This is a genomic window from Saccharopolyspora sp. MMCC62, from assembly GCF_057736575.1.
Genome location: NZ_JBYKCM010000004.1, coordinates 309,492 through 333,287, shown reverse-complemented (window position 1 = coordinate 333,287; position 23,796 = coordinate 309,492). Strand labels below are relative to the sequence as shown.

Genomic DNA, 23,796 nt, shown 5'->3' with positions numbered 1-23,796 from the left:
TCGGGGCGCGTGCGCGTTCGACCACGATCCGGACGGGTGCGCAGGGCCGACTCGGTATCGTGGCGGGGATGGCTTCTCTCGCGGACTTCCTGCGCGCACGCGGCGACGAGGAACTCACGGATCTGCTGCGCACGCGGCCCGATCTGGCCACTCCTCCGCCCGCGGACACCTCCGTGCTGGCCACCCGCGCGGGGGTGCGCTCCTCGGTGGCCAGGGCGTGCGAGGACCTGGACGCGTTCGCGCTGTCCACCTTGGAGGCGCTGGTGCTGCTGAACGCGGACGCCGCGCCGGTCGGGCTGGACGCGGTGGCCGAGCTGCTCGGCGCGGACGTCACCCCGCAGCAGGCCCGCCGCTCGGTGTCGGAGCTGCGCCGCCGGGCGCTGGCCTGGGGCGAGGACGACGAGCTCGCGGTGGTGCCGACCGCGCGGGAGTCGCTGCCCGCGTTCCCCGCCGGGCTGGGCCGCCCGGCCGACGGCCTCACCGTCGAGGACGCCCGCGCCGCGCTCGCCGACCTGGACGAGCCGGAACGGGACCTGGTGGGTAAGCTCGCCGGGCCGAACCCGATCGGGCGCACCAAGGACGCGGCGCGCGGGGCCATCGACGAGGCGGCCACCCCGGTGCAGCGGCTGCTGGCGAAGGGCCTGCTGCTGCGCCGCGACGACGAGACCGTGGAACTGCCGCGGCAGCTGGCGTTCGCGATCCGCGGCGACCACCCGATGGGGCCGGTGGAGCCGGCGGAACCGCTGCTGGACCTCGCCGCGCACGATCAGTCCACAGTGGATTCTACTGCGGCCGGTGAAGTGCTGGAACTGCTGCGGCACCTGGAATCCCTGCTGCACCTGTGGAGCGAGGACCCACCGGACGTGCTGCGCTCCGGCGGCATCGGGGTGCGCGACATCCGCCGGGCCGCGAAGGCGCTGGACGTCGACGAGGCGCGGGTGTCGCTGCTCGCGGAACTCGCGGCGACCACGAACCTGATCACCTCCGCCGAAGGCGCGGCCCCCGACTGGTCGCTCACCTACGGCGCCGACACCTGGCTGGCGTCCGGACCGGAGCAGCGCTGGGCACCGCTGGCGAAGGGCTGGCTGGACCTGCCCCGGCTCCCCGGCCTGGTCGGGAGCCGGGACGAGAAGGACCGGCTGCTCGGCACGCTGTCCGACGAGCTGCGCCGGGTGACCGCGCCGCGCGACCGGCTGCGCGTGCTGGGCGTCCTCGACGAGCTCCCCGGCGGGCACGGGGTGCGCAGCGCGGAGGACGTGGCGGCGCTGCTGGCCTGGCGCGCCCCGCGCCGCGGCGGGCGGATGCGGGACGACCTGGTGCGCTGGACGTTGCAGGAAGCGACCGCGCTGGGCATCGTCGCGCTCGGCGCGCTGTCCGGCGCGGGCCGGGCGGTGCTGTTCGACGGGCCCGGTGCCGCCGCGCAGGTGCTCACCTCGGCGCTGCCGGAACCGCTGGACCACGTGCTGGTGCAGGCCGACCTGACCGTGGTGGCGCCGGGCCGCCTCGAACCGGACCTGGCCGCGGACATGAAGCTGGTCGCCGACGTCGAATCGGCGGGCAGCGCCACCGTGTACCGGGTGGGCGAGAGCAGCATGCGCCGCGCGCTGGACGCGGGCCGCACCGCCGACGAGCTGCACGCCCTGTTCCGGGACCGCTCCCGCACCCCGATCCCGCAGGGCCTGACCTACCTGATCGACGACGTGGCGCGCAGGCACGGCAGGCTTCGCGCCGGCACCGCATCGGCCTTCCTCCGCTGCGACGATCCCGTGCTGCTGGCCGAAGTGCTGGCCAGCCCGGGCGTGGGCGAGCTGGAGCTGCGCCGCATCGCACCGACCGTGCTGGTGAGCCCGCTGCCACTGGTGGAGGTGCTGGATGGCCTGCGCGCCGCCGGGTTCACCCCCGCCGCCGAAGGACCCGACGGGCAGATCCTGGACCTGCGCGCCGAAGGCCACCGGTCCCGCGGCCGGATCCGCACCACGCAGCCGCCCGCGCTGCCCGCTCCGCCGGGGGACGAGCAGCTGGCGGAGATCGTGGCGCAGCTGCGGTCCGGGGACCGCGCCGGATCGGTGCGCCGCGGCAGCGCGATGCGCCCCGAACGCGGCAGGCCCAGCGCGGACGCCACCTTGCAGCTGCTGCGCGATGCCGCGGTGCAGCAGCGCAGCGTGTGGCTCGGCTTCGTGAACTCGAACGGCGTCGCCAGCCAGGTCGTGGTGCAGCCGGTCAGCGTCGGCGGCGGCGTCCTGCAAGGCGTGGACCGCGGCAGCGGCGAGCCGGGCCGATTCCCGTTGCACCGCATCACATCGGTGGCGGTCGTGGAGGACTGAGCACTCCCGGACGTCCGACCGGCGCGGCAGGTAGGCCGGAACCGGAGGGCCGCTGGGCGGTGCGAAAGGCGGTGTGGCGCAGGTCCCCGAGGCCGGGAATCCCGGCCACCCGCGCGCTGCTACCGCGAAGAACCGGCGCGCCGACGGCGCCGGACCGGAGAGCGCGCCCGCGCACGGCGCGCCGCTCGGTTCTCCTGGAGCGCGGCCTCCCTCCCCAGAGGGCCGCTGCTCCGGGACGTCAGCCCTTGGCTTGGGACTGGGACGCGGGCATCGCGAGGCGCTGCCGCATCGCGTGCTCCACCAGCGTGATCAACGCCTGCTTGGTGGACTGCCGGTTGCGGGCGTCGCAGGAGATCATCGGCACCGACTTGTCGATCGTCAGCGCCTCCCGCACGTCCTCCATGTTGTGGTGCAACATGCCGTCGAACGTGTTGACCGCGACGACGTACGGCAGCTGCCGGTCGTCGAAGAAGTCGATCGACGCGAACGCGTCCGCGAGCCGGCGGGTGTCCACCAGCACGATGGCACCGATCGCGCCCTTCACCAGGTCGTCCCACATGAACCAGAACCGGTGCTGCCCGGGCGTGCCGAACAGGTACAGGATCAGGTCGGAGTCGAGCGAGACCCGGCCGAAGTCCATCGCGACCGTGGTGGTGACCTTCCCGGGCGTCGAGCTGAGGTCGTCGACCCCCACGCTCGCCTCGGTCATCACCGCTTCGGTGGTCAGCGGCATGATCTCGGAGACCGAGCCGACGAAGGTCGTCTTCCCGACGCCGAAACCACCGGCGACGACGATCTTGGTCGAGGTCTTGCCGCTGCTTTGATTGTTCATGATCGCCCGGGGATCAGAGCTTCCGGAGGCCACTGAGCACCCTCTCCAAGAATTCCATCGACGGTCCGTCTCCCACGACCATGCCGTTCTCGTGAATGAGGACCAGGCCGAGTCCGGCCATGTCACCGATCAACACCCGCACCACGCCGAGAGGCAGCCGCAGATGGGCGGCGACCTCGGCGACCGACCTGGCCTCCACGCAGAGCCCGCAGATCGAGCGGTGCTCAGGCGTCGCCGGGTTGCTTTGCCCCCGGCCGCGCTCGCTGGTGGAGACCAGCGTCTCGATGGCAAGATCATAATCGGTACGCGTGCGGCCCCTCGTGCGGGCATAGGGTCGCACCAGGGAGCCCGTTTCCTGCATCTCCCCGTGATCCACCGGACCACCGGGAATGGCCGGCATCGATCCGGAGATCGACGGCAGCGAACCCGACACGGGCGGCATCGACTGCGACAGCGACGGCATCGAGCCCGACGGCGGACCGCCGTCGTAGCGCCCCTGCCCGCGCGTGCCCGCCTGCGAGTCCCACCCGGAGCGGTCCCGGCCCTGGCCGGACCCCGGCTGGCTGTGCCCGTACGGGACGTCCAGCGGTGAGCCGTGCTCCGGGTTCGGCACCGAGCCGGAGGACACCGACGGCATCGAGGACGACGACATGCCGGAACCGAACAGGTCGGCACCGGGCCCGCCGAACAGCGCGCGGCTGTAGTCGGACCCGCTCGACGAACCCGGCCACGAGTCCGGTTGACCACCGCGCGGGTCGTCGAGGAAGTCGTCCTGCCAGGAGTCCGCGCCGCCGTGCCGGTTGTACGCCCGGAACGGGTCGCCGTCCCAGTTCGGGTCGGGACCCGAGGTCATGGCGAACCCCCCTCACACGTCGCCGAATAGCACGGCACGGCGAGCGTCATCGCCGGACCATGCCCTGCAGCTGCGCGCGGAGCTCCGGCGTCAGCTGCTTGCCGACCCGCTCCACGAGCAGGGTCATCTCGTAGGCGACCAGGCCGATGTCGGCGTTCGGGGCCGCCAGCACCGCGAGGCACGACCCGTCGCTGATGGACATCAGGAACAGGTAGCCCTGCTCCATCTCCACCACGGTCTGCGTGACGTCGCCTGCCTCGAAGCAGCGCGCCGCGCCCTGGGTGAGGCTGACCAGGCCGGAGGCGACCGCGGACAGCTGCTCGGCGCGATCCCGCGGCAGGCCCTGCGAACCTGCCAGCAGCAGGCCGTCCGCGGAGACCACGACGGAGTGCGCGACGCCGGGAACCCGGCGCACGAAATCGGTGATCAGCCAACTGAAGCTGTTCTGGCTCATGGGTTGCTGGACGGACCCGGTCACTCCTGCTCCTCGGGACGGCTCGGGGTCGAGCGGGGCGGTTCGGTCGAGACTGGTTCTGCCTTTGCGTGCCTACCACGCCGGACGCCGCTCTGGAAGTTCGACATCCGTCCGCGGACGGCATCGGCCGAGCGCGGCGCGGCGGGTTTCACGGGTGCTGGAGACTGCGAACGAGGTGCGGCAGAGCCCGGCACCAGGTTCGACTTGGGAACCCGCTTGGGCAGCCCGGCGGCAGTGGTCTCCTGGGTTTGGCGGGTTTGCGCCACCAGTGCTTCGGCGGCCTGCCAGCCCACATCCGCCGAACCCCAGCCCGGGTCGTGCGGCCCGGCCAGGATGTGCCCGCCGGTGTCCGCGGAGCCATCGCTCCCGACACCGATCGAGCCGGTCGTGTCGAGCGGGTCCGAACCGGACAGCGGTTCGGCCTGCTGCTGTTCCTCCGCCTCCCGGCGGGCCTTGCGGCGGCCGATGGCCGGCGCCGGGTCCTCGGGGACGTCCGGGGTGTCCGCGGCCTCCGATTCGAGCGGCATCGAACCGGCGCTGGGGGCGGTGGCCTCCGGGGTCGGTTGGTCGCTGCCCTCGCGGAACCACTGCGACAGCACCGCCTCGTAGATCGGCAACCGCTCGGTCGGAGCGTCGTCGCCTTCGCGGCGGGCCTGGTGCGCGTAGCCCAGCGGCGGCGGAGTCGTCCCGGCGCCGTTCGAGGCCGGGGCTGGTTCCGGTTCCGCCGGAGCGCCCGCGCCCCAGTCGAAGTCGTCCGGGGGGAGGCTGATCTGCTGGGTCTTCTCCGCCTCGAACGGGCTGTGGAAGAGGTCTTGCGGTCCGCTGCCGACCCGGCCCAACGTCGTCGTCACGTCCTCACCGAGCTGCGGCGCGTCCAGGCCGGGCGGGGTGCCGCACTGGCCGTCGAAGTCCGGATCGCGGGTCTCCTCGTCCGGCCAGACCTCGGAGGTCTGCTCGGCGCGGTTCGCGGCCGGGCGGGGGGCCTGCGGTTCGACGTCGCGGATGGCGGCCTGCTCGGCGGTGTGCCAGCGCGGCACGTCGGTGACGCCGAACGCGTCGCCGGTCGCCACGCGGAACGAGTAGTCGCCGGGCTCCGATTCCTCGGCGGCCTGCTGCTCCTCGTCGGCGTCCTGCCAGTCGACCTCCTGCTGTTCGACCTCCGGGTGCCGGGCGGCGGCCGGTTCGGGCTCCGGCTCCGCGGCGGGCGCCTCGAAGTCGAGGTCGGTCACCGGGTCGTCGTCCTCGGTGACCCACACCGGGGAGACGTGCGTCTTCTCGATGCCGCCGTGCCCGTTGACCGCCGCCTGGGAGCCGGACCGCTCGGTGGGCCGCTCCGGTTCCGCCGGGTCCACCGGGGTCAGCTGCGTGGACGAGTCGGTGGGGCGCCCGTTCGCGGCCGCACCGCCGAACGCGGCGGCCAGGCCCAGGTTCGTGCCGGTGTCCCCCGAGTCCCGGTCGTCCGCGGCGACCCGCTGCACGTCGGGCATCGGGCGCGGGCCGTCCGGGGTCAGCTGCACCACGAACTCGCCGGAGACCCGGACGCTGGCGGTGACGCCGCCTTCCAGGTCGCCGTTGTTGCGCAGGTCCACCCGGATGTCGTGGCGGCGGGCCAGCTGCCCGACCACGTACAGGCCCATCCGGCGGGACACGGCGACGTCGATCTCCGGCGGCCGGGTGAGCCGCTCGTTGATCTCGCCGAGCTCGGCGGCGTCGATGCCGACACCGCGGTCCCGGATCTCCAGCACCAGTTCCTGCCTGCGGTAGGCGGTGCGGACGGTGACCTCGGTGTCCGGGTTGGAGAACACCGTGGCGTTCTCCAGCAGCTCCGCCACCAGGTGCACGAAGTCGTTGACCACGCGGCCCTGGATGCCCAGTTCCGGGGAGTCGGCGACCGAGACGCGGGTGTACTGCTCCACCTCGGAGACGGCGGCGCCGACGACCTCGGTCAGCGGCACCGGCTGCATCATCCGGCGGGTGAGGTCGGTGCCGCCGAGGATCAGGAGGTTCTCGTTGTTCCGGCGCATGCGGGTCGCCAGGTGGTCCAGCTCGAACAGGCTGGAGAGCTGGTCCGGGTCCTGCTCGTCCTGCTCCAGCCGGTCGATCAGGGACAGCTGCCGCTGCACCAGGGTCTGGCTCCGGCGGGCCAGGTTCACGAACAGGTCGTTGACGTTGTTCCGCAGCAGCGCCTGCTCGGACGCCAGCCGCAGCGCCTGCGAGTGCACCGCGTCGAACGAGCGGGCGACCTTGCCGATCTCCTCCCGGCTGTAGACCGGGATCGGCTCGATCTGCGCGAGTCCGCCACCGCCGCCGGTGCCGGACTCGTTCAGGATCGCCCGGACCGCCTCCGGCAGCCCGCGGTCGGCCACGTCCAGCGCCGAGCGGCGCAGCGTGCGCAGCGAACCCAGCAGGGAGCGGGCCACGACCAGGGCGATCGCCACCGCGACGATCAGGGCGAGCAGCGTCGCCACGCTGATCGCGATGGTGCGCTGCTGGGCGCCGGCCGCGGCGTCGTCGGCCGCGGCGTCCAGGCTGTCGTGCAGCTTGCCGCCGACCTGGTCGATCAGGTCGACGCTGGTGTTCGCGACCTTGTCCCACTCCTGCGCGTCCAGCGAGTTCAGCGGCTGGCCGCCGCTGTCGAAGGCGAGCGCGCTCTGCGACATGCTGTTCGCGCGGTCGACGTCGGCGCCGGTGACGCTGTCCGCGTAGAGCTGCCGCTGGGGTTCGGTCGCGACCGCGTTGAAGTCGCTGATCGCGGTCTCGATCCGCGCTTCGGCGGCCAGCAGCTCCCGGTTCTGGTCGGTGCGGAACTGGCCGGCCCGGATCGCGTCGTTGAGCAGCGCGGCGCGCAGCGAGGCGGCCTCCTGCGCGTCGGCGATCGCGTTCGTGGCCAGCGTGAGGCGCAGCAGGTTCGAGTCACCGATGTTGCTGACGCCCTGCTGACCGAGGTCGAGCAGGGAGTCGATGCTCTGGCTGTAGGTGCGCAGCACGCCTTCCGGCGGGTACTGGGTGTTGTCCACCGAGTCGCGGAGGCTGGCGAGCCGGTCGCTCAGGTTGTTCGCGGCGACGCGGTACTCGGCGGCGATCGACTCGTCGTTGCTGCCGATCTGGTCCTTGAACTCGGTCAGCTCGGTGTCGACCTTGCCGCGGGTCTCGTCCATCGGCGCCTTGTCCCCGGACCGGCCGCTCGCGACGTACGAGACCGAGAGGTCCCGTTCGCGCTGCAGCTGGTGGGTCAAGTCGTCGGCGGCCCGCTGCAGGTTCACCTGCTGGTGGGTCTGGTCGAGCAGGCGGGCTTCGCTCACGCCGTCGTAGACGTGCAGACCGCCGAACACGATCGCGCTCAACAGCGGGATCAGCAGGACGGCCAACAGCTTGGTGCGCAGTCGCCAGTTGCTCAGTCGCCAGTCGCCGGGACCGCTGTCCTGGCCGCTCCGGAGCTGGGCGGAACCCATGCTCAGCGCAGCGCCCTGACTTTCGGTGCCGAGCGACTGACCTTCGGTGCCGAGCGCCTCGCCCATGTGGTGGATACCGGCGTCCGCCTGCTCCGTGCGGCTCAGGCGCTCGCGACCTGTGTCTCCTCGGGCCACTCCAGGCTTCCTCTTCCGACAGCAGCGGAGGCTCGCACCGCTCACGAAAAATCTACACTTGCACCGTGCTCCGGACCGAACCCGCAGTTCAGCGGGCCGATTCTGGACACGAGGCGCGACCTGGCACTCGTTGTGACGGTACCGGGACGCCTCGCGTTCCAGCGCAGCACAGAGTACTTGCGACGACCGTCGACGGGGAAGTGGGTAAGGCCACGGAAGGTAACGTAACCGGCTGCGACTTTCACTCCAAAGAGGAGAGTCGGCAGTGTTGATTTTGCCCGTCACTCACCGTGTCCGCCGGGCGCTTCGAAAATCCGAAACGCCCGACCTACCACCCGTTCGGGCTATCACCTAGGCTCACCACCGGCTCTGCGGCCCCGTGGGTCCTGGTCGACGACGACCACGTCGAGCGACCGTCCGACAAGTACTGGGAGCACCTTAGAGCCGCGCTCGACACCACCGTCGCCTGGGTGATCATCATCGTTCCGACCAGCGACGACGGTGGCGGTGTGGACCGTTCGCAGCACCCGGTTGGGCCACCTCGCCGACCGCCGCACGGACACGCACCGCGACCCCGGAAACCCACGCCGTCCACGCGAGGAGAAGCAGTCAGGATGCGCACCGCCGCCGGCCGCGACCCCGGCCCCCGCCACGACCCCGGCGCACCACCGAAGAGGAGCTGACCGGTGGCCCGACTCGCTCGCGGCCTGGCCGGGCTGGCCGGTCTGCTGGTGGTGTGGGAGCTGTGCTGCGCGTTCGGCCTGCTCGACGCCCGGTTCGTGCCGCCGCCCTCGGTCGTGGGCCCGCGCATCGTCGAACTGCTCGGCGCCGACGCCGACTTCGCCCTCGACACCATCGCGACGGTCCTGACCTTCCTCATCGCGCTCGTGCTGGCCGCGGTCATCGCGATCCCGCTCGGCCTGCTGCTGGGCAGCGTGCGGCCCGCCCGCGTCGCCGGGCTCACCGTGGTCGAGTTCCTGCGCCCGCTGCCCGCGGTGGCGCTGCTGCCGCTGTTCATGCTGCTGCTCGGCTCCGGGCCGGAAACCAAGATCACGCTGGCCACCTACGCCGCGCTCTGGCCGATCCTGTTCAACACGATGTACGCGCTGGACGAGATGGACCCGCTCTACACCGACATCGCGCGGTCCTTCGGGTTCGGCAAGGTGCGCACCATGTTCACCGTGGCGCTGCCGCACGCGGCGCCGTTCATCGCCACCGGCATCCGCATCTCCGCGTCGATCGCGCTGGTCGTGGTGGTCGTCGTCGAGCTCATCGCGGGCGGGGCGCGCGGCGTCGGCACGTTCATCCTCGAAGCCAGCAGCGGCGGCGGGCAGATGGACCTGGTGCTGGCCGGAACCGTGATCGTCGGCGCCATCGGATATCTGATCAACTCCGGGCTGCAGCAGCTGCAGCGCAGGCTGTTCGGCTGGACCGCGAGCCGGGAGGAACTGTGACGGCACAACGGACCGAACCGACCACCGCCCCGGTCGCCGGCGTGCGGAACTTCCTGGGCAAGTGGGGTCTGCTGCTGGTCCTGCTCGTGCTGTGGGAGCTCGCCACCCGCGCCGCGGGCAACGTGTACTTCATGCCGCCGACCGAGATCGTCGCGCACGCCTGGCAGCTCTGGCTGACCGGCCCGGCATCTCGGTTGTGGCTCACCGACGCGGTGTTCCGCGACGTGCTGCCCAGCCTCGGCAGGCTGTTCGGCGGCTGGCTGATCTCCGGCGCGCTCGGTGTCGTCCTCGGCATCGCGCTCGGCCGCTCCCGCACGGCCGCCGAGTACGTCGGGCCGCTGCTGGACTTCTTCCGCTCGCTGCCCACCCCGGCGCTGGTGCCGCTGTTCCTGGTGCTGTTCAGCCTGGGCACGCCGATGCAGCTGGCCACGATCGTCTTCGGCACCGTGTTCACGGTGGTGCTCAACACCGCCGACGGCGCGGCCTCGGTGGACTCCGTCAAGGAGCAGACCGCGCTGGCGTTCCGGATCGGCCGGTGGGACTGGTGGACCCGGATCGTGCTGCCCGCCGCCGCGCCGAAGATCTTCGCCGGGCTGCGGGTCAGCCTCTCGCAGGCGCTGATCCTGATGGTCGTCTCCGAGATGGTGGGCGCCAGCAGCGGACTCGGCTTCCAGCTGGTCAACGCCCAGCAGCAGTTCGAGTTCGCCGACCTGTGGGCCGGGATCGTGCTGCTGGCGCTGCTGGGATACCTGCTCAACTCCGGCCTGCTCGCGGTGCAGCGGCGCGCGCTGAGCTGGCAGCAACGCTCCGACCAGCCCGCTCAAGCGAAAGGATGACCCGTGAGCACGATGCTGGAAGTGACCGGGCTCGGGCACACCTACCCCGGCAAGCAGCGGCACGTCGCCATCGAGGAGCTGGGCTTCACCGTCCGCACCGGTGAGCTGGCCTGCATCGTCGGCCCGTCCGGCTGCGGCAAGTCGACGCTGCTGCGGCTGGTCGGCGGGTTGCAGCGCCCCACCTCGGGGCGCGTCGAGCTGCACGGCACCGAGATCGACGGGGTCCCGGAGGACCTCGCCGTGGTGTTCCAGGACTACGGCCGCTCGCTGTTCCCGTGGCTGACCGTCCGCGGCAACGTGGAGTTCCCGCTGCGCACGCGCTCGGTGAACCGGCGCGAGCGGGCCGAGGAGGCGCTGGCCCAGGTCGGGCTCGCGGACGCGGCGAAGAAGTACCCGTGGCAGCTCTCCGGCGGCATGCAGCAGCGGGTCGCGATCGCCCGCGCGCTGGCCACCCGCCCCGCGCTGCTGCTGATGGACGAGCCGTTCGCGTCCGTCGACGCGCAGACCAGGTTCGAGCTGGAGGACCTGCTGCTGTCGGTGCGCGAGCAGCACGGCAGCACGATCCTGCTGGTCACGCACGACATCGACGAGAGCATCTACCTGGGCGACCGGGTGCTGGTGCTGTCCAAGTCGCCCGCGACCGTGGTGGCGGAGCTGGACGTGCCGCTGGGTTCGCGGCGGGACCAGATCAGCACCCGCGCCTCGGCGGAGTTCGTGCAGCTGCGCAGCCAGGTGGCCCGGCTGCTGCACTCGCCGGGGGCGCAGGAGACCGCGGAGATCGCCGCCCAGGAGGGCTGAGGCTCCCCCGCACGCGCACCCGCGGCCCGCGATCCGGCACTCGTGCCGGGCGCGGGCCGCGGTCTTTCTGGTCCATACCTGATTGCGCAACGTGGTCGAACCACACTCGAACGAGTGTTGTTCGAACACCATTCCATGGCCGTTCGCGCATTGATCGAATGCGCGAAACCGGAATTACCCAGCGGTAGCGATCACTCTCCGAATACGGCGAGCCGAAGCATTCGGGAAAAGTCTGGGGAAAATCCCCGATGTTCCCGGACCGCCCCGGCCCGCCGAATATCCGCGGGGGTTTTCCCTCGAATCAGCGGGATCCGATCAATACAGTTTCCGGGCGCTCGCGGCGACCGGCACGTGCAGCACCGTCGGACCCGGTTCGGCCATCGCCGCGGGCAGCTCCCGCTTCAGCTCGTCGAGGTCCGACACCCGGCGGGCCGCACAGCCCATGCCGCGGGCGACCGAGACGAAGTCGATGCCGCCGAGCTCCACGCCGGGCAGCTTCCCGCCGTTCTCCGTCTCGCCGAGCACCCGCACCGCCGCGTACTCCTCGTTGTCCAGCACCAGCATCGTCAGCGGCGCCTGCTCCTTGGCCGCGGTCCACAGCGCCTGGATGCCGTACATGCTGGCGCCGTCGCCGATCAGGCCCAGCACCGGCCGGGACGGGGCGGCGAGCGCGGTGCCCACCAGCGCGGAGATCCCGTAGCCCAGCGAACCGCTGGCGCCCGCGTGGAAGTCCTGCTCCGGCGAGTCGAACGGCAGGTGCCGCTGGATCGTCTGCTTGTGCGTCGGCGCCTCGGTGACCACCACCGCGTTCTCCGGCAGCAGCTCGCGCACCAGGCTGATCACGTGGTCGGCGGCGGGCGGGGTGCTCAGCGGCGGCAGCTCCGGGCGCGACCAGCCCGGCGCGACCGGGCGGTCCGAGGGCGCCACCTCCGGCAGCAGCTGCCGCAGCGCCTGGGCCAGGCCCGCGTGCACGCCCCGCAGGTGCCGGGTGCGCGCCAGGATCTCCGGATCGTCGCTGATCACGAAGCCGCGCGGGTGCGGGTGCTCCGGTTCGCCGCGGTAGACGTGGTAGGTGAACGCGGGGGCGCCGAACACGGTGACCAGGTCGTGGTCCCGCAGCGCGGCGGCCACCGCGGGCTCGGCGGGCTGCAGGAACCCGGCGAACTGCGGGTGCGTCTCCGGGAACGAGGAGCGGGACACCATCGGCGAGATCCACACCGCGGCCCCGGTCCGCTCGGCCAGCTCCACCAGCTCGGCGACCGCGCCCGCCTCGATCACGGCGGGGCCGACGACGAACGCGGGCCGCTCGCAGTCGCGCAGCGCGGCGGCCAGCTCCGCGATGACGGCCGGGTCGGCGGCGGGCGGGGAGATCGGCTGCGGTGCGGACACCGGCTCGCCCGGCTCGTCCCAGTCGTCGGCGGGCACCGACAGGAACACCGGACCGCGGGGCGCCTGCATCGCCATCTGGTAGGCGCGGACCAGCGCCAGCGGCACGTCCGCGGCCCTGGCGGGCTCCAGCGACCACTTCACGTACGGCTTGGGGAACTGCGCGGCGTCGGTGGCGCCGAGGAACGGGTCGTGCGGCAGCAGCCTGCGGGTCTGCTGACCTGCGAGCACGATCATCGGGGTGCGGTTGCGGTAGGCGCCGAACACCGCGCCCAGCGCGTGCCCGAGCCCGCCCGCGGAATGCAGGTTGACCAGCACCGCGTTGCCCGTCTGCTGGGCGTAGCCGTCGGCCATCGAGGTCACCACGGACTCCTGGAGACCCAGCACGTAGCGGAAGTCGTCCGGCCACTGGTCCAGGAACGGGACCTCGGTCGTGCCGGGATTGCCGAACACGGTCGTCAGGCCGAGCTCGCGCATCAGGCCCCGCGTGACGTCGCGCACGGTCGGCATGTCAGCTGCCTCCATCACCATTCTCCTCAGCCGGTCCGGACATTCCCGTATTTCCCTCAAATACGCGAAAAACCGTCTACGAGCCGCGCAGGACTACGCCGAGACCCGATGCAATTACTTTTCGTCACCAGGCACGAGATCACCTTGACACGCTCGGGTAAGTGCGATTCCAATCCTATTGCAGCCTGTTATGCAGGCCCGACGTGGGCTTCCGGCGCCACCCCGCTCGGCTAGCTTCGTTCCACCGTTCCGCACCCGCTCGCCCCGAGGAGGCACCCCCGCATGCCGAGCAGACCGACCGGATCCGCACCACGTGGAGCTCGGCGGCGCGTCGTTCGCGCGCTGCTGTCCATCGCCACGATCGGCGTCTCGACGTTCGCCCTGAGCGGTTGCGGCCTGCTCAGCGGTGCCGGCGGGTCGAGCGATGGCGGCAACGGCACGCTGGAGAAGACCACCGTCGTCGTGGGCTCGCTGCCCGCCCTGTCGCAGGCCCCGATCGCGGTGGCGCAGGCGAAGGGCTACTTCGCGGAGGAAGGCCTCACCGTCAAGGTGCAGCCGGTGTCGGACGGTCCGGCGGCGCTGACCTCGCTGATCTCCGGGCAGAACGACGTGAGCCTCGGCAGCTACACGGCGCCGATCAAGGCGCAGGCCACCGGTGCCGCCGACCTCAAGATCGTCAGCGAGATGATGATCTCGGTGCCGAACAACATGAACATCATGGTGCTGCCCGGCTCCAAGATCAAGAAACCGGAGGACCTCGCCGGCGCCAAGATCGCCATCAGCGCGCCGGGAGCCATCACCGACATCGGCACCAAGGCCGCGCTGCAGGACCGGGGCATCAACGTCGCCGACGACCAGTTCGTGCGCTTCGGCTTCCCCGACATGCTGCCCGCGCTGCAGAACGGCCAGATCGACGCCGCGGTGATGACCGAACCGTTCATCACCCAGGCCGCCAAGAACGCCGGTGCCGTGTCCATCATGGACGCCTTCTCCGGCGGGACCGCGGACTTCCCGGTGGCGGGCGCCGTCACCACCTCGAAGTTCGCCGAGGAGAACCCGAACACGCTGCAGGCCTTCCAGCGCGCCGTGCACAAGGCGCAGGTCACCGGTCAGAACCGCGCCGAGGTCACGCCGCTGCTGCCCCAGTTCGCCAAGATCACCCCGGAGCTCGCGCCGATCGTGGAACTCGGCAAGATCCCCACCTCGATGGACGCCGCCCGGCTGCAGCGCGTCGCGGACCTGATGGTGCGGTTCGGCCAGCTCGACAAGCCCGTCGATGTCGCCGAAATGCTGGTCCAGCCGCCGCCGTTCGACGATGATTCGGACGGTGGTGCGTGATCGCGCACCGCTAGTCAGCTCGAGCCGGATTCGCCGGCGGCCGGGGCGGGCCGCCGGCGAATCGCTGTCCGGCCCCGGTTCCGCCCCGGCGAGGAGGCCCGGCCATGAGCGCTGCTCGACCACCCCGACGGTTAACGACCCGGCGCGGACTGCTCGCCGCCGCGGGATCGGCCGCCCTGCTCGCCACCGGTGGCTGCGGACTGCTCGGCGGCAGCCGGGTCAGCGGCTCCAACGACAAGGTGGAGCGGGCCACCATCCGGGTCGGGACGCTGCCCACCACCGAGTACGCCCCGCTGGCGCTGGCCGTGCGGCGCGGCTACTTCCAGCACGAGGGCCTCCAGGTGGAGATCGTCACCGCCACCGACGGCAGCGCCGCGCTGAGCAGCCTCATCGGCGGCGACTACGACGTCGCGCTGAGCAGCTACGTCCCGCTGCTCACCGCGCAGGGGCGGGGCGCCGCCGACCTGCGGATCGTCGCCGACGCCGGAGCGGCGGCGCCCGGCACCGCGGTCGTCATGGTCCCGGCGGACTCACCGGTGCGCGATCCCGCCGAGCTCGCCGGGAAGGTCATCGGCGTCAGCGCGATCGGCACCGTCTCCGACCTGCTGGTGAAGGCCGGGCTGAGCACCCGCGGCGTCGCCGTGCGGGACGTGCGGCTCGTCCCGATCTCGTTCCCGAACATGCCCGCGGCGCTCGCGCAGGGACGGCTGGACGCGGCGCTGCTCACCGAACCGTTCATCACCATCGCCACCCGCGAGGGCAGCGCCCGCACCCTGTTCGACTCCGCGGTCGGGCCCGCCGAGGGGCTGCCGCTGAGCGGCTACGGGGCGACCGCCCGGTTCGTGCAGGACAACCCGCGCACGCTCGCCGCGTTCCAGCGCGGCCTCACCCGCGCCACGCTGGAATCCCGGGACCGGCGGGTCGTCGAGCCGCTGCTGCCGGACGTCGCCCGGATCTCGCCGGAGGTCGCCGCCGAGACGAAGCTCGTCGAGTTCCACACCGTGCCGGACGGGGCGCAGGTGCAGCGGGTCGCCGACCTGATGCACCGCTTCGGCTTCCTGGACCGGCCGCTGGACGCGAGCAGCATGATCGCCGCGCACCCCTGATCCGAGGGCGCCGGGCCGTTCCCGGCGCCGGACCGGCCGTTCGTCCGGCGCCGACCGGGCCGATCACCCCACGCCGACCGGGCCGAACACTCGGCGCCGACCGGGCCGATCACTCCACGCCGACCGGGCCGATCACCCGGCGTCGGAAAAGGCGTGGCACCGACCGGCCTCCGGCTGGAGGATGAGCGCGCGCCGGGGAACGGCGCACCGACACGAACCACGGGCGGGCGACCACACGCGATGAACACCGGCTGGACCACCACTCCCCTCACCGCCGAACTGCTGCGCGGCGTCCTCGAACTGGAACCGACCGAGCGCGGGCTGCGGCCGCACCGGCTGCCCCGCTGGGCTCGCGAGCAGTGCACCGACCTGCAGCTGTCCATGGTCGAAGCGGAGACCGCGGGCGTGCGGCTGGCCTTCCGCACCGCGGCCACCGCGATCGAGCTGGAGACCGTGCCCACCAAGCGGGGCATGGCGGGCGCCCCACCCCGGCCGGACGGCTGCTACGACCTGCTCGTCGACGGCGAACTGCTCGCCCGCACCACCGTGCCCGAGGGCGACCGGATGGTCCTCGACCCGGCGGCCGGCACCGCCGACGTGCAGCCCGGGCCCAGCGGCACCGCCCGCTTCACCGGACTGCCCGCCGGGGACAAGGACGTCGAGATCTGGTTGCCGCACAACGAGATGACCCAACTCGTCGCGCTGCGCACCGACGCCCCCGTCGCACCCGCCGCCGACCGCGGCCGACCGGTGTGGCTGCACCACGGCAGTTCGCTGAGCCACGGGTCGAACGCCACCGAACCCACCTCGACCTGGCCGGTGCGCGCCGCGCTGCTCGGCGGCGTCGAGTTGATCAACCTGGGGCTCGGCGGCAGCGCGCTGCTCGACCCGTTCACCGCGCGCACCATGCGCGACACCCCGGCCGACCTGCTCAGCGTCAAGATCGGCATCAACCTGGTGGGCGGGGACCTGATGCGGTTGCGCGCGTTCACGCCCGCGGTGCACGGTTTCCTGGACACCCTCCGGGACGGGCATCCGGACACGCCGCTGCTGGTGATCTCGCCGCTGCACTGCCCCATCCACGAGGACACGCCGGGGCCGGGCGCGGTGGACCTCAGCACCGGGGTGCTGAAGTTCCGCGCCACCGGTGATCCGGCGGAACGGGCGCAGGGGAAGCTGACGCTGCGGGTGGTGCGGGACGAGCTGGCGCGGATCGTGCGGCAGCGGTCGGCGGCGGACCCGAACCTGCGGTACCTCGACGGCGAGGAGCTCTACGGCCCCGCCGACTACGCCGAACTGCCGCTGCCGGACGAGCTGCACCCGGACACCGCCGCGCACCTGCGCATCGCGGACCGCTTCGCCGAGCGGGCCACCGCCCCCGACGGCTTCTTCACCGCCAGGTGAATGGCCCATCCGCCCAACGGGGCTGGGCGAATGGGCCATTCACCTGCGGGGCCGTTCGAGGGTGAATGGCCCACTCGACCAGCAGGGCTGGGCGAATGGGCCATTCACCTGGTCAGTAGAGGTGGCGCTGTTCCGCGGCCACGTGGACGTGGAGCAGGCGGGGGCCCGGTTCGGCGCGGGCCAGCGCCTCGTCCAGCTCCTGCGGAGTGCGGATGGTGTCGGCCGGGCAGCCGAGGCTGCGGGCCAGCGCGGCGAAGTCGGTGCCGCCCAGCTCCACCCCGGGCAGCTTGCGCCCGCCACCGGCCGCGCCGAGCACGGCGACGGCCGCGTAGCGGGCGTTGTCCAGGATCACGAAGGTGACCGGCGCCTGCTCCCGCACCGCCGACCACACCGCCTGGATGCCGTACATGCTGGACCCGTCGCCGAGCAGCGCCAGCACCGGCCGCGACGGGTCGGCGATCGCGGCCCCCACCGCGGCACCGACGGCGTAGCCCAGCGACCCGGAGGCGCAGGCGAAGAACCCGCCGTCGCGGGAGGTGATCGGGAAGTGCTCGTGCAGGTCGTTGCGGTGGCTCGGCGCCTCCTCCACCACCACGGCGTCCGCGGGCCAGGCCGCGCGCACCCGGGAGAGCACGTACGCGGGCGGCAGCGGGGTCGCGGGTTCCGGCGACTCGGGCCGGGCGCACGGTTGCGGTTCGGGCCGCCACTGCGCGGCTCCGGCCAGCTCGGCGACGCGGCGCACCGCGTGCGCGACGGACCCCAGCACTCCCCTGCCGCGCCGGGCGCGGGCGAGCACGTCCGGGTCGTCGTGCACCAGGAACATCTCGGGCAGCTCGTCGACGGCCTCGCCCCGGTACACGTGGTACGTGAACGCGGGAGCGCCCCACACCACCACCAGGTCGTAGGCGGCGAGCTCGGCGGCCAGCAGCCGTCGTTCCGGCTGCAGGAATCCGGCGAACCGCGGGTGGTCCTCCGGGAACGAGCAGCGCGCCGACAGCGGCGCCACCCACACCGCGGCCCTGGTGCGCTCGGCGAGTTCCACCAGCTCCGGCACGGCGCCCTCGTGGTCCACGGCCGGGCCGACGACGAACGCCGGGCGGGCGCAGCCGTCGAGGGCGGCGGCGAGTTCGGCGAGCACCGCCGGATCGGGCGCCGGGTTCGGGGTGTCCGGGCGGACGGGCACCGGTGCGCCGGGCTGGTCCCAGTCGTCGGCGGGGATGGAGACGAACACCGGCCCCTGCGGCGCGGTCACGGCCAGCCGGTGCGCGCGGGCGAGCGCGGCGGGCACGTCGGCGGCGCTCGCCGGTTCGCAGCTGTGCTTCACGTACGGCCGGGGGAAGGTGGCCGCGTCGGTGGCGCCGAGGAACGGCTCGTCGAACAGCAGCGTCCGGGTCTGCTGCCCGGCGGTGACGATCATCGGAGTGCGGTTGCGGTAGGCGGTGAACACCGAGCCCAGCGCGTGCCCGACGCCGCCCGCCGAGTGCAGGTTCACCAGCACCGGTGCCCGCCGCGACTGGGCGTACCCGTCGGCCATCGCGACCACCACGGATTCCTGCAGCCCGAGCACGTAGCGGAAGTCGTCCGGCCAGCCGGTGAGGAACGGGACCTCGGTGGTGCCGGGATTCCCGAACACGGTGGTCAGCCCCAGTTCGCGCAGCAGGTCCCGCGTGACGTCCCGGACCGTCCGCTCGTCCATCCCCACCTCCCGGTTCGGTGTCCGCGATCAGCCCAGCACACCGGCGCGCACCGGTCCAGGCTCAGCGGGTCAGCTTGAAGCAGAAGGTCTTGGCCGGGGCGGTGAAGACCGAGTAGTTCGCAGTTCCCTCCGGGCAGGCGGACTCGCCCGCGGTGGTGTCGGTGGCGCCGACGACCTCGACGTCGGCCTTCGGGCTGCCGCACGGCACCTTGGTGTCGATGCCGGTCGGGATGGTGGCGCCCGCGCTGCTCGCGCCGGGCACCCGCTGGCAGTCGCCGACGACGACGTCCGGGACCAGGCACAGCCGGGTGCCGCCCCGGGCGATCTCGGAGTAGTCGCCGTCGCAGGCCTGGTCGTTCTGCTTGACCTGCACGATCCGGTGGTCGGAGTCGGCGGTGCCGCAGGCGGTGGTCTCGTAGGCGAAGGTCCGCTCGGAGTCGTCGGTGACGGCGACGCACTGGCCCACCTGGGGGGCCGCCTCGCCCAAGCCGACCTGCGCCGGGACGAGGGCGCCGAGCAGCAGCAGGGCCCCGCACCCGAGCCCGGCGCCGAGCAGCCCGCGCCTGCGCTTCGGCGGCGCGCCGGAAGCCGGGATCGAGGTGGGCCGCGGCCGGGCCTGGTCGGGCTGCGGCAGGCCGGGCCTGGTCGGCACCGGCCCCGCCGGGGCGGACGAGGACCGGCCGGGCGGGACTTGGTCGGAAGCGGACCCGCCGGACAGGACTTGGCCGGACAGGACTTGGCCGGAAGAGGGCTGGTCGGCCGGGAACCGGTCGGATGTGGCTGGCCCGGACGGAACCTGACCGGACGAGGGTCGGCCGGACGGGGTTGGGCCGTACGAGAACCCGCCGGGCAGGACCTGGTCGGACGGGATCTGGTCGGACGGGATCTGGCCGGACGGGATCTGGCCGGACGGGATCTGGCCGGACGGGATCTGGCCGGACGCGAAAGGCCCGCCCGCCGCCATCCCGAAGGCGAGCTGCCCGAGCGGCGGCTCCACCGGCGCGAACCCCGGCAGCGGGCCGCCGTACTGCATGCTCCCGTACCGCCGGCCCTGCTCGGTGCGGTCCTGCTCGACATGGTCCTGCTCGCCAGGAACCTGCGCGCCGGGTGCTCGCTCGCCTGAGTCCCGCTCACCGCGGTCCCGCTGGCGGTGGTCCTGCCAGTCGTGGTCCTGCCAGCCCGGGTACTGCTGGTCCGGCGGGGACGAGAACCCCTGCGGATGGCCCTGCGCCACCCTCGGATGCCCGCCCGGCCCCCACTCCGGCGACGATCCCGACGGCTCGACCGGCGAGTGCGGACCCTGCGGCGGAACGCTCACGAAGACACAACTCCTAAATGATCTACGTCCGAGCGAAACCTAGCCGACGCCCGCGCGCGCCACGCAGGAACCGGGGGAAACGTTTCCAGAACCGTTCGGTTCCGACATCGCGGACGCCGCACCCGGGCGCGCCCGCGGCGGTGGAATACTGGAGCCCGGCCCGACCGTTGTTCCCGCAGGCCGATCACCTGCGCAAAGAGCCGCCCAGCCCGAGGAGCCGCACCCGTGACCGACGGACCGCTCATCGTCCAGTCCGACAAGACCCTGCTGCTCGAGGTCGATCACGCCCAGGCCGACGAAGCCCGCGGCGCCATCGCCCCGTTCGCCGAGCTGGAACGCGCCCCCGAGCACGTGCACACCTACCGGATCACGCCGCTGGCGCTGTGGAACGCGCGCGCCGCGGGGCACGACGCCGAGCAGGTGGTGGACGGCCTGGTCCGGTTCTCCCGCTACCCGGTGCCGCAGCCGCTGCTGGTGGACATCGTCGAGACGATGGGCCGGTTCGGCCGGTTGCAGCTCGCCCAGGACCCCGCGCACGGACTGGTGCTGATCTCGCTGGACCGCGCGGTGCTCGAAGAGGTGCTGCGGAACAAGAAGGTGCAGCCGATGCTCGGCGCGCGCATCGACGACGACACCGTCGCGGTGCACCCCAGCGAGCGCGGCAGGCTCAAGCAGCTACTGCTCAAGATCGGCTGGCCCGCCGAGGACCTCGCCGGTTACGTGGACGGCGAAGCGCACCCGATCGAGCTGAACCAGGACGGCTGGACCCTGCGCGACTACCAGCGCCAAGCGGTGCAGTCGTTCTGGGCGGGCGGCTCCGGCGTGGTCGTGCTGCCCTGCGGCGCGGGCAAGACCCTCGTCGGCGCGGCCGCCATGGCCGAAGCGGGCGCCACCACGCTGATCCTGGTCACCAACACCGTCGCGGGCAGGCAGTGGAAGCGGGAGCTGATCGAGCGCACCTCGCTGACCGAGGAGGAGATCGGCGAGTACTCCGGCGAGAAGAAGGAGATCCGCCCGGTCACCATCGCCACCTACCAGGTGATCACCCGCAAGTCGAAGGGCGAGTACAAGCACCTGGAGCTGTTCGACTCCCGCGACTGGGGCCTCGTCGTCTACGACGAGGTGCACCTGCTGCCGGCGCCGGTGTTCCGGATGACCGCGGACCTGCAGTCCCGCCGCCGCCTCGGCCTCACCGCCACGCTGGTGCGCGAGGACGGCCGGGAGGGCGACGTGTTCTCGCTGATCGGGCCGAAGCGGTTCGACGCGCCGTGGAAGGACATCGAGGCGCAGGGCTGGATCGCGCCCGCCGACTGCGTCGAGGTGCGGGTGACGCTCACCGACGACGAGCGGCTGCGGTACGCGACCGCGGAAGCCGAGGAGCGCTACAAGCTGTGCTCCACCGCCCGTACCAAGGCGCCCGTGGTGCGCGCCATCCTCGACCAGCACCCCGGCGAGCCGGCGCTGGTCATCGGCGCCTACCTGGAGCAGCTGCACGAGCTCGGCGAGGCGCTGGACGCGCCGATCATCGAGGGCTCCACGAAGAACAAGGAGCGGGAGAAGCTGTTCGACGCGTTCCGCCGCGGCGAGATCTCCCGGCTGGTGGTGTCGAAGGTCGCGAACTTCTCCATCGACCTGCCGGAGGCCTCGGTGGCGGTGCAGGTGTCCGGCACTTTCGGGTCCCGCCAGGAGGAGGCGCAGCGGCTCGGCCGGTTGCTGCGGCCGAAGGCGGAGCGCAAGCAGGCGCACTTCTACTCGGTGGTCTCGCGCGACACGCTGGACACCGATTACGCGGCGCACCGGCAGCGGTTCCTCGCCGAGCAGGGCTACGCGTACCGCATCGTCGACGCCGACGACCTGCTCGGGCCGGCCCTGCCGGACGTCGGTCCGCATGGCGGCTGAGCCCCGGGACCACGGGCGTCGCCGGTCGGCTGATCGGTTGCGGTACCCGCCGCCGGCGCCGCGGAGCGAGGTCGTATTTTCGACGTCGTCGGTGAAACTGCCCGTGCCCCTCGCGGCACCGGTTACCGTTGCGACAGCACACGCAGCACTGGAGATCGGATGACCACCGAGAAGCACAACACCGCGATGGGTGGTGCGCACCGGTTCATCGGGCTGGCGGAGAACCTCGAACGTCACGCGGGCACCCCGACGGCCGCGGAGCCGCCCAACGTGCGCGGCGAGAACCGCGGCTACGGGCTGGTGTTCTTCCACTTGGAGCAGTACCACCTGAGCACCGTGATCAGCTCGGGGCTGCGGTTCCAGCCGCTGGGCGCGGATCCGGCGCAGGAATTGGCGTGCACCGTCTACAAGGAGCAGGCGGAGGCGGCCCGCCACCTGGTGGACGTGACGTCGGAGCTGCTGGTGCAGAGCGGCACGCACCTGGTCCCGGACCAGATCGTGCCGAACGAGGCGCCGCTGCTGCCCGACACCGAGTTCTACGGGGTGCTGGCGAGCGGGCATCCGCTGTTCCCGCCGGAGTTCACCCGCTTCACCGATCCCGAGGGCATCGAGCAGCTGCAGGTGTACACGCTGCTGCCGGTCACCTTGGGCGAGCTGAACTACATCCTCGACAACGGAGTGACCGCGCTGCGCCAGCAGTGGGCCCGGTTCGAGGTCGACGTGTTCGACCTCGGCCGCCCCAGCGTCGCCTGACGCGCGCCGGTTCCCCGCACGCACCGGCCACCCGCGGAGGTGGCCGGTGCTTCGCGTCGTGACCGGTGCAGGAACACCTGCACCGCCCGCGACGTCATTGCACGTGCGTCCCGCTGCCCGCACGGGGCACCGGGACGACGATGTGCGCGACAGGACGCCGTGGTGACGGCCGAGCGGAAGGACCGAACATGACCGCGAACGGGGCGACGATCAGCCTGGCCGAGCTCGACGCGGTCCGCGTGTACGGCCTGCCGATGCGCACCCGGTTCCGCGGCATCACGCGCAGGCACGGGGTGCTGCTCGGCGGCCCGGCGGGCTGGGGCGAGTTCTGCCCGTTCGAGGACTACACCGACGCCGAATCCGTGCCGTGGCTGGCCGCCGCCCTGGAGTCCTGCGCGGGCGACTGGCCGGAGCCGGTGCGCGACGAGATCCCGGTGAACTGCACGGTCCCCGCGGTCGGCGCCGAACAGGCGCACGCCATCGCCGCCGCCTCCGGCTGCACCACCGCGAAGGTGAAGGTCGCCGAACGCGGCCAAGATCCCGGCGACGACCTCGAACGGGTCGCCGCCGTCCGGGACGCGCTCGGCCCGTCCGCCGCGATCCGCGTCGACGCCAACGCGGCCTGGGACGTGGACACCGCCGTCGCCCGCATCGCCGAACTGGACCGCGCCGCGGGCGGCCTGGAGTACGTGGAGCAGCCGAGCCCGACGATCGACGACCTCGCCGCCGTCCGCCGCAAGGTGCGGGTGCGCATCGCCGCCGACGAATCCATCCGCCGCGCCGAGGACCCGATGAAGGTCGCGGTCGCCGGAGCCGCCGACGTGGCCGTGCTCAAGGCCGCACCGCTCGGCGGGGTGCGGCGGGCCCTGCAGGTCGCCGAGGCCTGCGGCCTGCCCTGCGTGGTGTCCTCCGCCGTGGAGAGCAGCGTCGGGCTCGCCGCGCAGCTCGCGCTGGCCGGGGCGCTGCCGGAGCTGCCGTTCGCCTGCGGGCTCGGCACCCTGTCGCTGCTCGACGGCGACGTGGTCAGCGACTCGCTGCTGCCGCGCGACGGGGTGCTCCCGGTGCCGCGCCGCGCACCGCAGCCCGACCCGGCGCGGGTCGCGGCCGCCACGCCCACCGCCGACGACCAGCGCCGCTGGCTGGACCGCCTGGTGCGGGTGCACGCGCTGCTCGCCGCCCGGTGACCCGCCCTCCGAGCCGGAGCCGCGACCTGGTGGTTGGCTAGCG

The 23,796-nt window shown here is 72.6% G+C and carries 17 protein-coding genes; 10 read left to right on the top strand and 7 right to left on the bottom strand.

Annotation, left to right across the window (positions count from 1 at the left end):
* The first annotated feature begins 68 nt into the window (after nt 1–68).
* Complete coding sequence (locus AC29IT_RS11960; RefSeq protein ID WP_488218737.1) at nt 69–2,324, top strand: helicase-associated domain-containing protein; 2,256 nt, start codon at nt 69–71, stop codon at nt 2,322–2,324.
* A 238-nt stretch (nt 2,325–2,562) separates the two neighbouring features.
* On the opposite strand, the gene AC29IT_RS11955 is transcribed toward AC29IT_RS11960, so the two are convergent.
* Genes AC29IT_RS11955 through AC29IT_RS11940 form a run of 4 tightly spaced genes read right to left on the bottom strand, consistent with a single transcriptional unit; the run spans nt 2,563 to nt 8,071 of the window.
* Nucleotides 2,563–3,156 (bottom strand): GTP-binding protein, encoded by a 594-nt coding sequence (locus tag AC29IT_RS11955; RefSeq protein ID WP_224966597.1) that lies wholly within the window; start codon nt 3,154–3,156, stop codon nt 2,563–2,565.
* A 13-nt stretch (nt 3,157–3,169) separates the two neighbouring features.
* Complete coding sequence (locus AC29IT_RS11950) at nt 3,170–4,009, bottom strand: DUF742 domain-containing protein (protein WP_358433911.1); 840 nt, start codon at nt 4,007–4,009, stop codon at nt 3,170–3,172.
* Between the two features lie 46 nt (nt 4,010–4,055).
* On the bottom strand, nt 4,056–4,463 hold the full coding sequence (locus AC29IT_RS11945) for a roadblock/LC7 domain-containing protein (RefSeq protein WP_184485825.1): 408 nt from the start codon (nt 4,461–4,463) through the stop codon (nt 4,056–4,058).
* Nucleotides 4,464–4,483: 20 nt separating this feature from the next.
* On the bottom strand, nt 4,484–8,071 hold the full coding sequence (locus AC29IT_RS11940) for a sensor histidine kinase (RefSeq protein ID WP_488218736.1): 3,588 nt from the start codon (nt 8,069–8,071) through the stop codon (nt 4,484–4,486).
* A gap of 686 nt (nt 8,072–8,757) precedes the next feature.
* On the opposite strand from AC29IT_RS11940, the gene AC29IT_RS11935 reads away from it, so the two are divergent.
* Genes AC29IT_RS11935 through AC29IT_RS11925 form a run of 3 tightly spaced genes read left to right on the top strand, consistent with a single transcriptional unit; the run spans nt 8,758 to nt 11,159 of the window.
* A complete protein-coding gene (locus AC29IT_RS11935; protein ID WP_358433906.1) occupies nt 8,758–9,525 on the top strand; it encodes an ABC transporter permease in 768 nt (255 codons plus the stop codon).
* Nucleotides 9,522–10,361 carry an ABC transporter permease gene (locus AC29IT_RS11930; protein ID WP_358433903.1) on the top strand — a complete coding sequence of 280 codons (840 nt, stop codon included), beginning with the start codon at nt 9,522–9,524 and terminating at the stop codon, nt 10,359–10,361. Before AC29IT_RS11935 ends, AC29IT_RS11930 begins: the two co-directional genes overlap by 4 nt.
* Before the next feature lie 12 nt (nt 10,362–10,373).
* Nucleotides 10,374–11,159 carry an ABC transporter ATP-binding protein gene (locus tag AC29IT_RS11925; protein ID WP_488218880.1) on the top strand — a complete coding sequence of 262 codons (786 nt, stop codon included), beginning with the start codon at nt 10,374–10,376 and terminating at the stop codon, nt 11,157–11,159.
* Between the two features lie 315 nt (nt 11,160–11,474).
* Here AC29IT_RS11925 and mdlC (AC29IT_RS11920) read toward each other — a convergent pair whose 3' ends face one another.
* The gene (gene mdlC, locus AC29IT_RS11920) at nt 11,475–13,070 is read right to left on the bottom strand and encodes a benzoylformate decarboxylase (RefSeq protein ID WP_358433898.1); all 1,596 of its coding nucleotides are present in this window, start codon (nt 13,068–13,070) and stop codon (nt 11,475–11,477) included.
* Nucleotides 13,071–13,337: 267 nt separating this feature from the next.
* On the opposite strand from mdlC (AC29IT_RS11920), the gene AC29IT_RS11915 reads away from it, so the two are divergent.
* From AC29IT_RS11915 to AC29IT_RS11905, 3 genes are all read left to right on the top strand, one after another.
* The gene (locus tag AC29IT_RS11915; protein ID WP_358433895.1) at nt 13,338–14,393 is read left to right on the top strand and encodes an ABC transporter substrate-binding protein; all 1,056 of its coding nucleotides are present in this window, start codon (nt 13,338–13,340) and stop codon (nt 14,391–14,393) included.
* A gap of 104 nt (nt 14,394–14,497) precedes the next feature.
* Nucleotides 14,498–15,499 carry an ABC transporter substrate-binding protein gene (locus AC29IT_RS11910; protein ID WP_358433892.1) on the top strand — a complete coding sequence of 334 codons (1,002 nt, stop codon included), beginning with the start codon at nt 14,498–14,500 and terminating at the stop codon, nt 15,497–15,499.
* Between the two features lie 240 nt (nt 15,500–15,739).
* On the top strand, nt 15,740–16,903 hold the full coding sequence (locus AC29IT_RS11905) for an SGNH/GDSL hydrolase family protein (protein ID WP_488218735.1): 1,164 nt from the start codon (nt 15,740–15,742) through the stop codon (nt 16,901–16,903).
* Between the two features lie 112 nt (nt 16,904–17,015).
* On the opposite strand, the gene mdlC (AC29IT_RS11900) is transcribed toward AC29IT_RS11905, so the two are convergent.
* Nucleotides 17,016–18,599 carry a benzoylformate decarboxylase gene (mdlC, locus tag AC29IT_RS11900; protein ID WP_358433886.1) on the bottom strand — a complete coding sequence of 528 codons (1,584 nt, stop codon included), beginning with the start codon at nt 18,597–18,599 and terminating at the stop codon, nt 17,016–17,018.
* A gap of 61 nt (nt 18,600–18,660) precedes the next feature.
* Complete coding sequence (locus AC29IT_RS11895) at nt 18,661–19,917, bottom strand: LppU/SCO3897 family protein (protein WP_488218734.1); 1,257 nt, start codon at nt 19,915–19,917, stop codon at nt 18,661–18,663.
* A gap of 225 nt (nt 19,918–20,142) precedes the next feature.
* Here AC29IT_RS11895 and AC29IT_RS11890 point away from each other — a divergent pair, with 225 nt between their 5' ends.
* From AC29IT_RS11890 to AC29IT_RS11880, 3 genes are all read left to right on the top strand, one after another.
* On the top strand, nt 20,143–21,816 hold the full coding sequence (locus AC29IT_RS11890) for a DNA repair helicase XPB (RefSeq protein ID WP_488218733.1): 1,674 nt from the start codon (nt 20,143–20,145) through the stop codon (nt 21,814–21,816).
* A 159-nt stretch (nt 21,817–21,975) separates the two neighbouring features.
* Complete coding sequence (locus AC29IT_RS11885) at nt 21,976–22,569, top strand: suppressor of fused domain protein (protein WP_358442390.1); 594 nt, start codon at nt 21,976–21,978, stop codon at nt 22,567–22,569.
* A gap of 188 nt (nt 22,570–22,757) precedes the next feature.
* Nucleotides 22,758–23,753 (top strand): o-succinylbenzoate synthase, encoded by a 996-nt coding sequence (locus tag AC29IT_RS11880; RefSeq protein ID WP_358442387.1) that lies wholly within the window; start codon nt 22,758–22,760, stop codon nt 23,751–23,753.
* The last annotated feature ends 43 nt before the right edge of the window (nt 23,754–23,796 follow it).

Coding starts and splice junctions, on each gene's coding strand:
- AC29IT_RS11950 (WP_358433911.1), bottom strand. CDS start 4,009: ATGACCTCGGGTCCCGACCCGAACTGGGACGGCGACCCGTTCCGGGCG.
- mdlC (WP_358433886.1), bottom strand. CDS start 18,599: ATGGACGAGCGGACGGTCCGGGACGTCACGCGGGACCTGCTGCGCGAA.
- AC29IT_RS11905 (WP_488218735.1), top strand. CDS start 15,740: ATGAACACCGGCTGGACCACCACTCCCCTCACCGCCGAACTGCTGCGC.
- AC29IT_RS11955 (WP_224966597.1), bottom strand. CDS start 3,156: ATGAACAATCAAAGCAGCGGCAAGACCTCGACCAAGATCGTCGTCGCC.
- AC29IT_RS11925 (WP_488218880.1), top strand. CDS start 10,374: ATGCTGGAAGTGACCGGGCTCGGGCACACCTACCCCGGCAAGCAGCGG.
- AC29IT_RS11915 (WP_358433895.1), top strand. CDS start 13,338: ATGCCGAGCAGACCGACCGGATCCGCACCACGTGGAGCTCGGCGGCGC.
- mdlC (WP_358433898.1), bottom strand. CDS start 13,070: ATGGAGGCAGCTGACATGCCGACCGTGCGCGACGTCACGCGGGGCCTG.
- AC29IT_RS11945 (WP_184485825.1), bottom strand. CDS start 4,463: ATGAGCCAGAACAGCTTCAGTTGGCTGATCACCGATTTCGTGCGCCGG.
- AC29IT_RS11960 (WP_488218737.1), top strand. CDS start 69: ATGGCTTCTCTCGCGGACTTCCTGCGCGCACGCGGCGACGAGGAACTC.
- AC29IT_RS11880 (WP_358442387.1), top strand. CDS start 22,758: ATGACCGCGAACGGGGCGACGATCAGCCTGGCCGAGCTCGACGCGGTC.
- AC29IT_RS11910 (WP_358433892.1), top strand. CDS start 14,498: ATGAGCGCTGCTCGACCACCCCGACGGTTAACGACCCGGCGCGGACTG.
- AC29IT_RS11885 (WP_358442390.1), top strand. CDS start 21,976: ATGACCACCGAGAAGCACAACACCGCGATGGGTGGTGCGCACCGGTTC.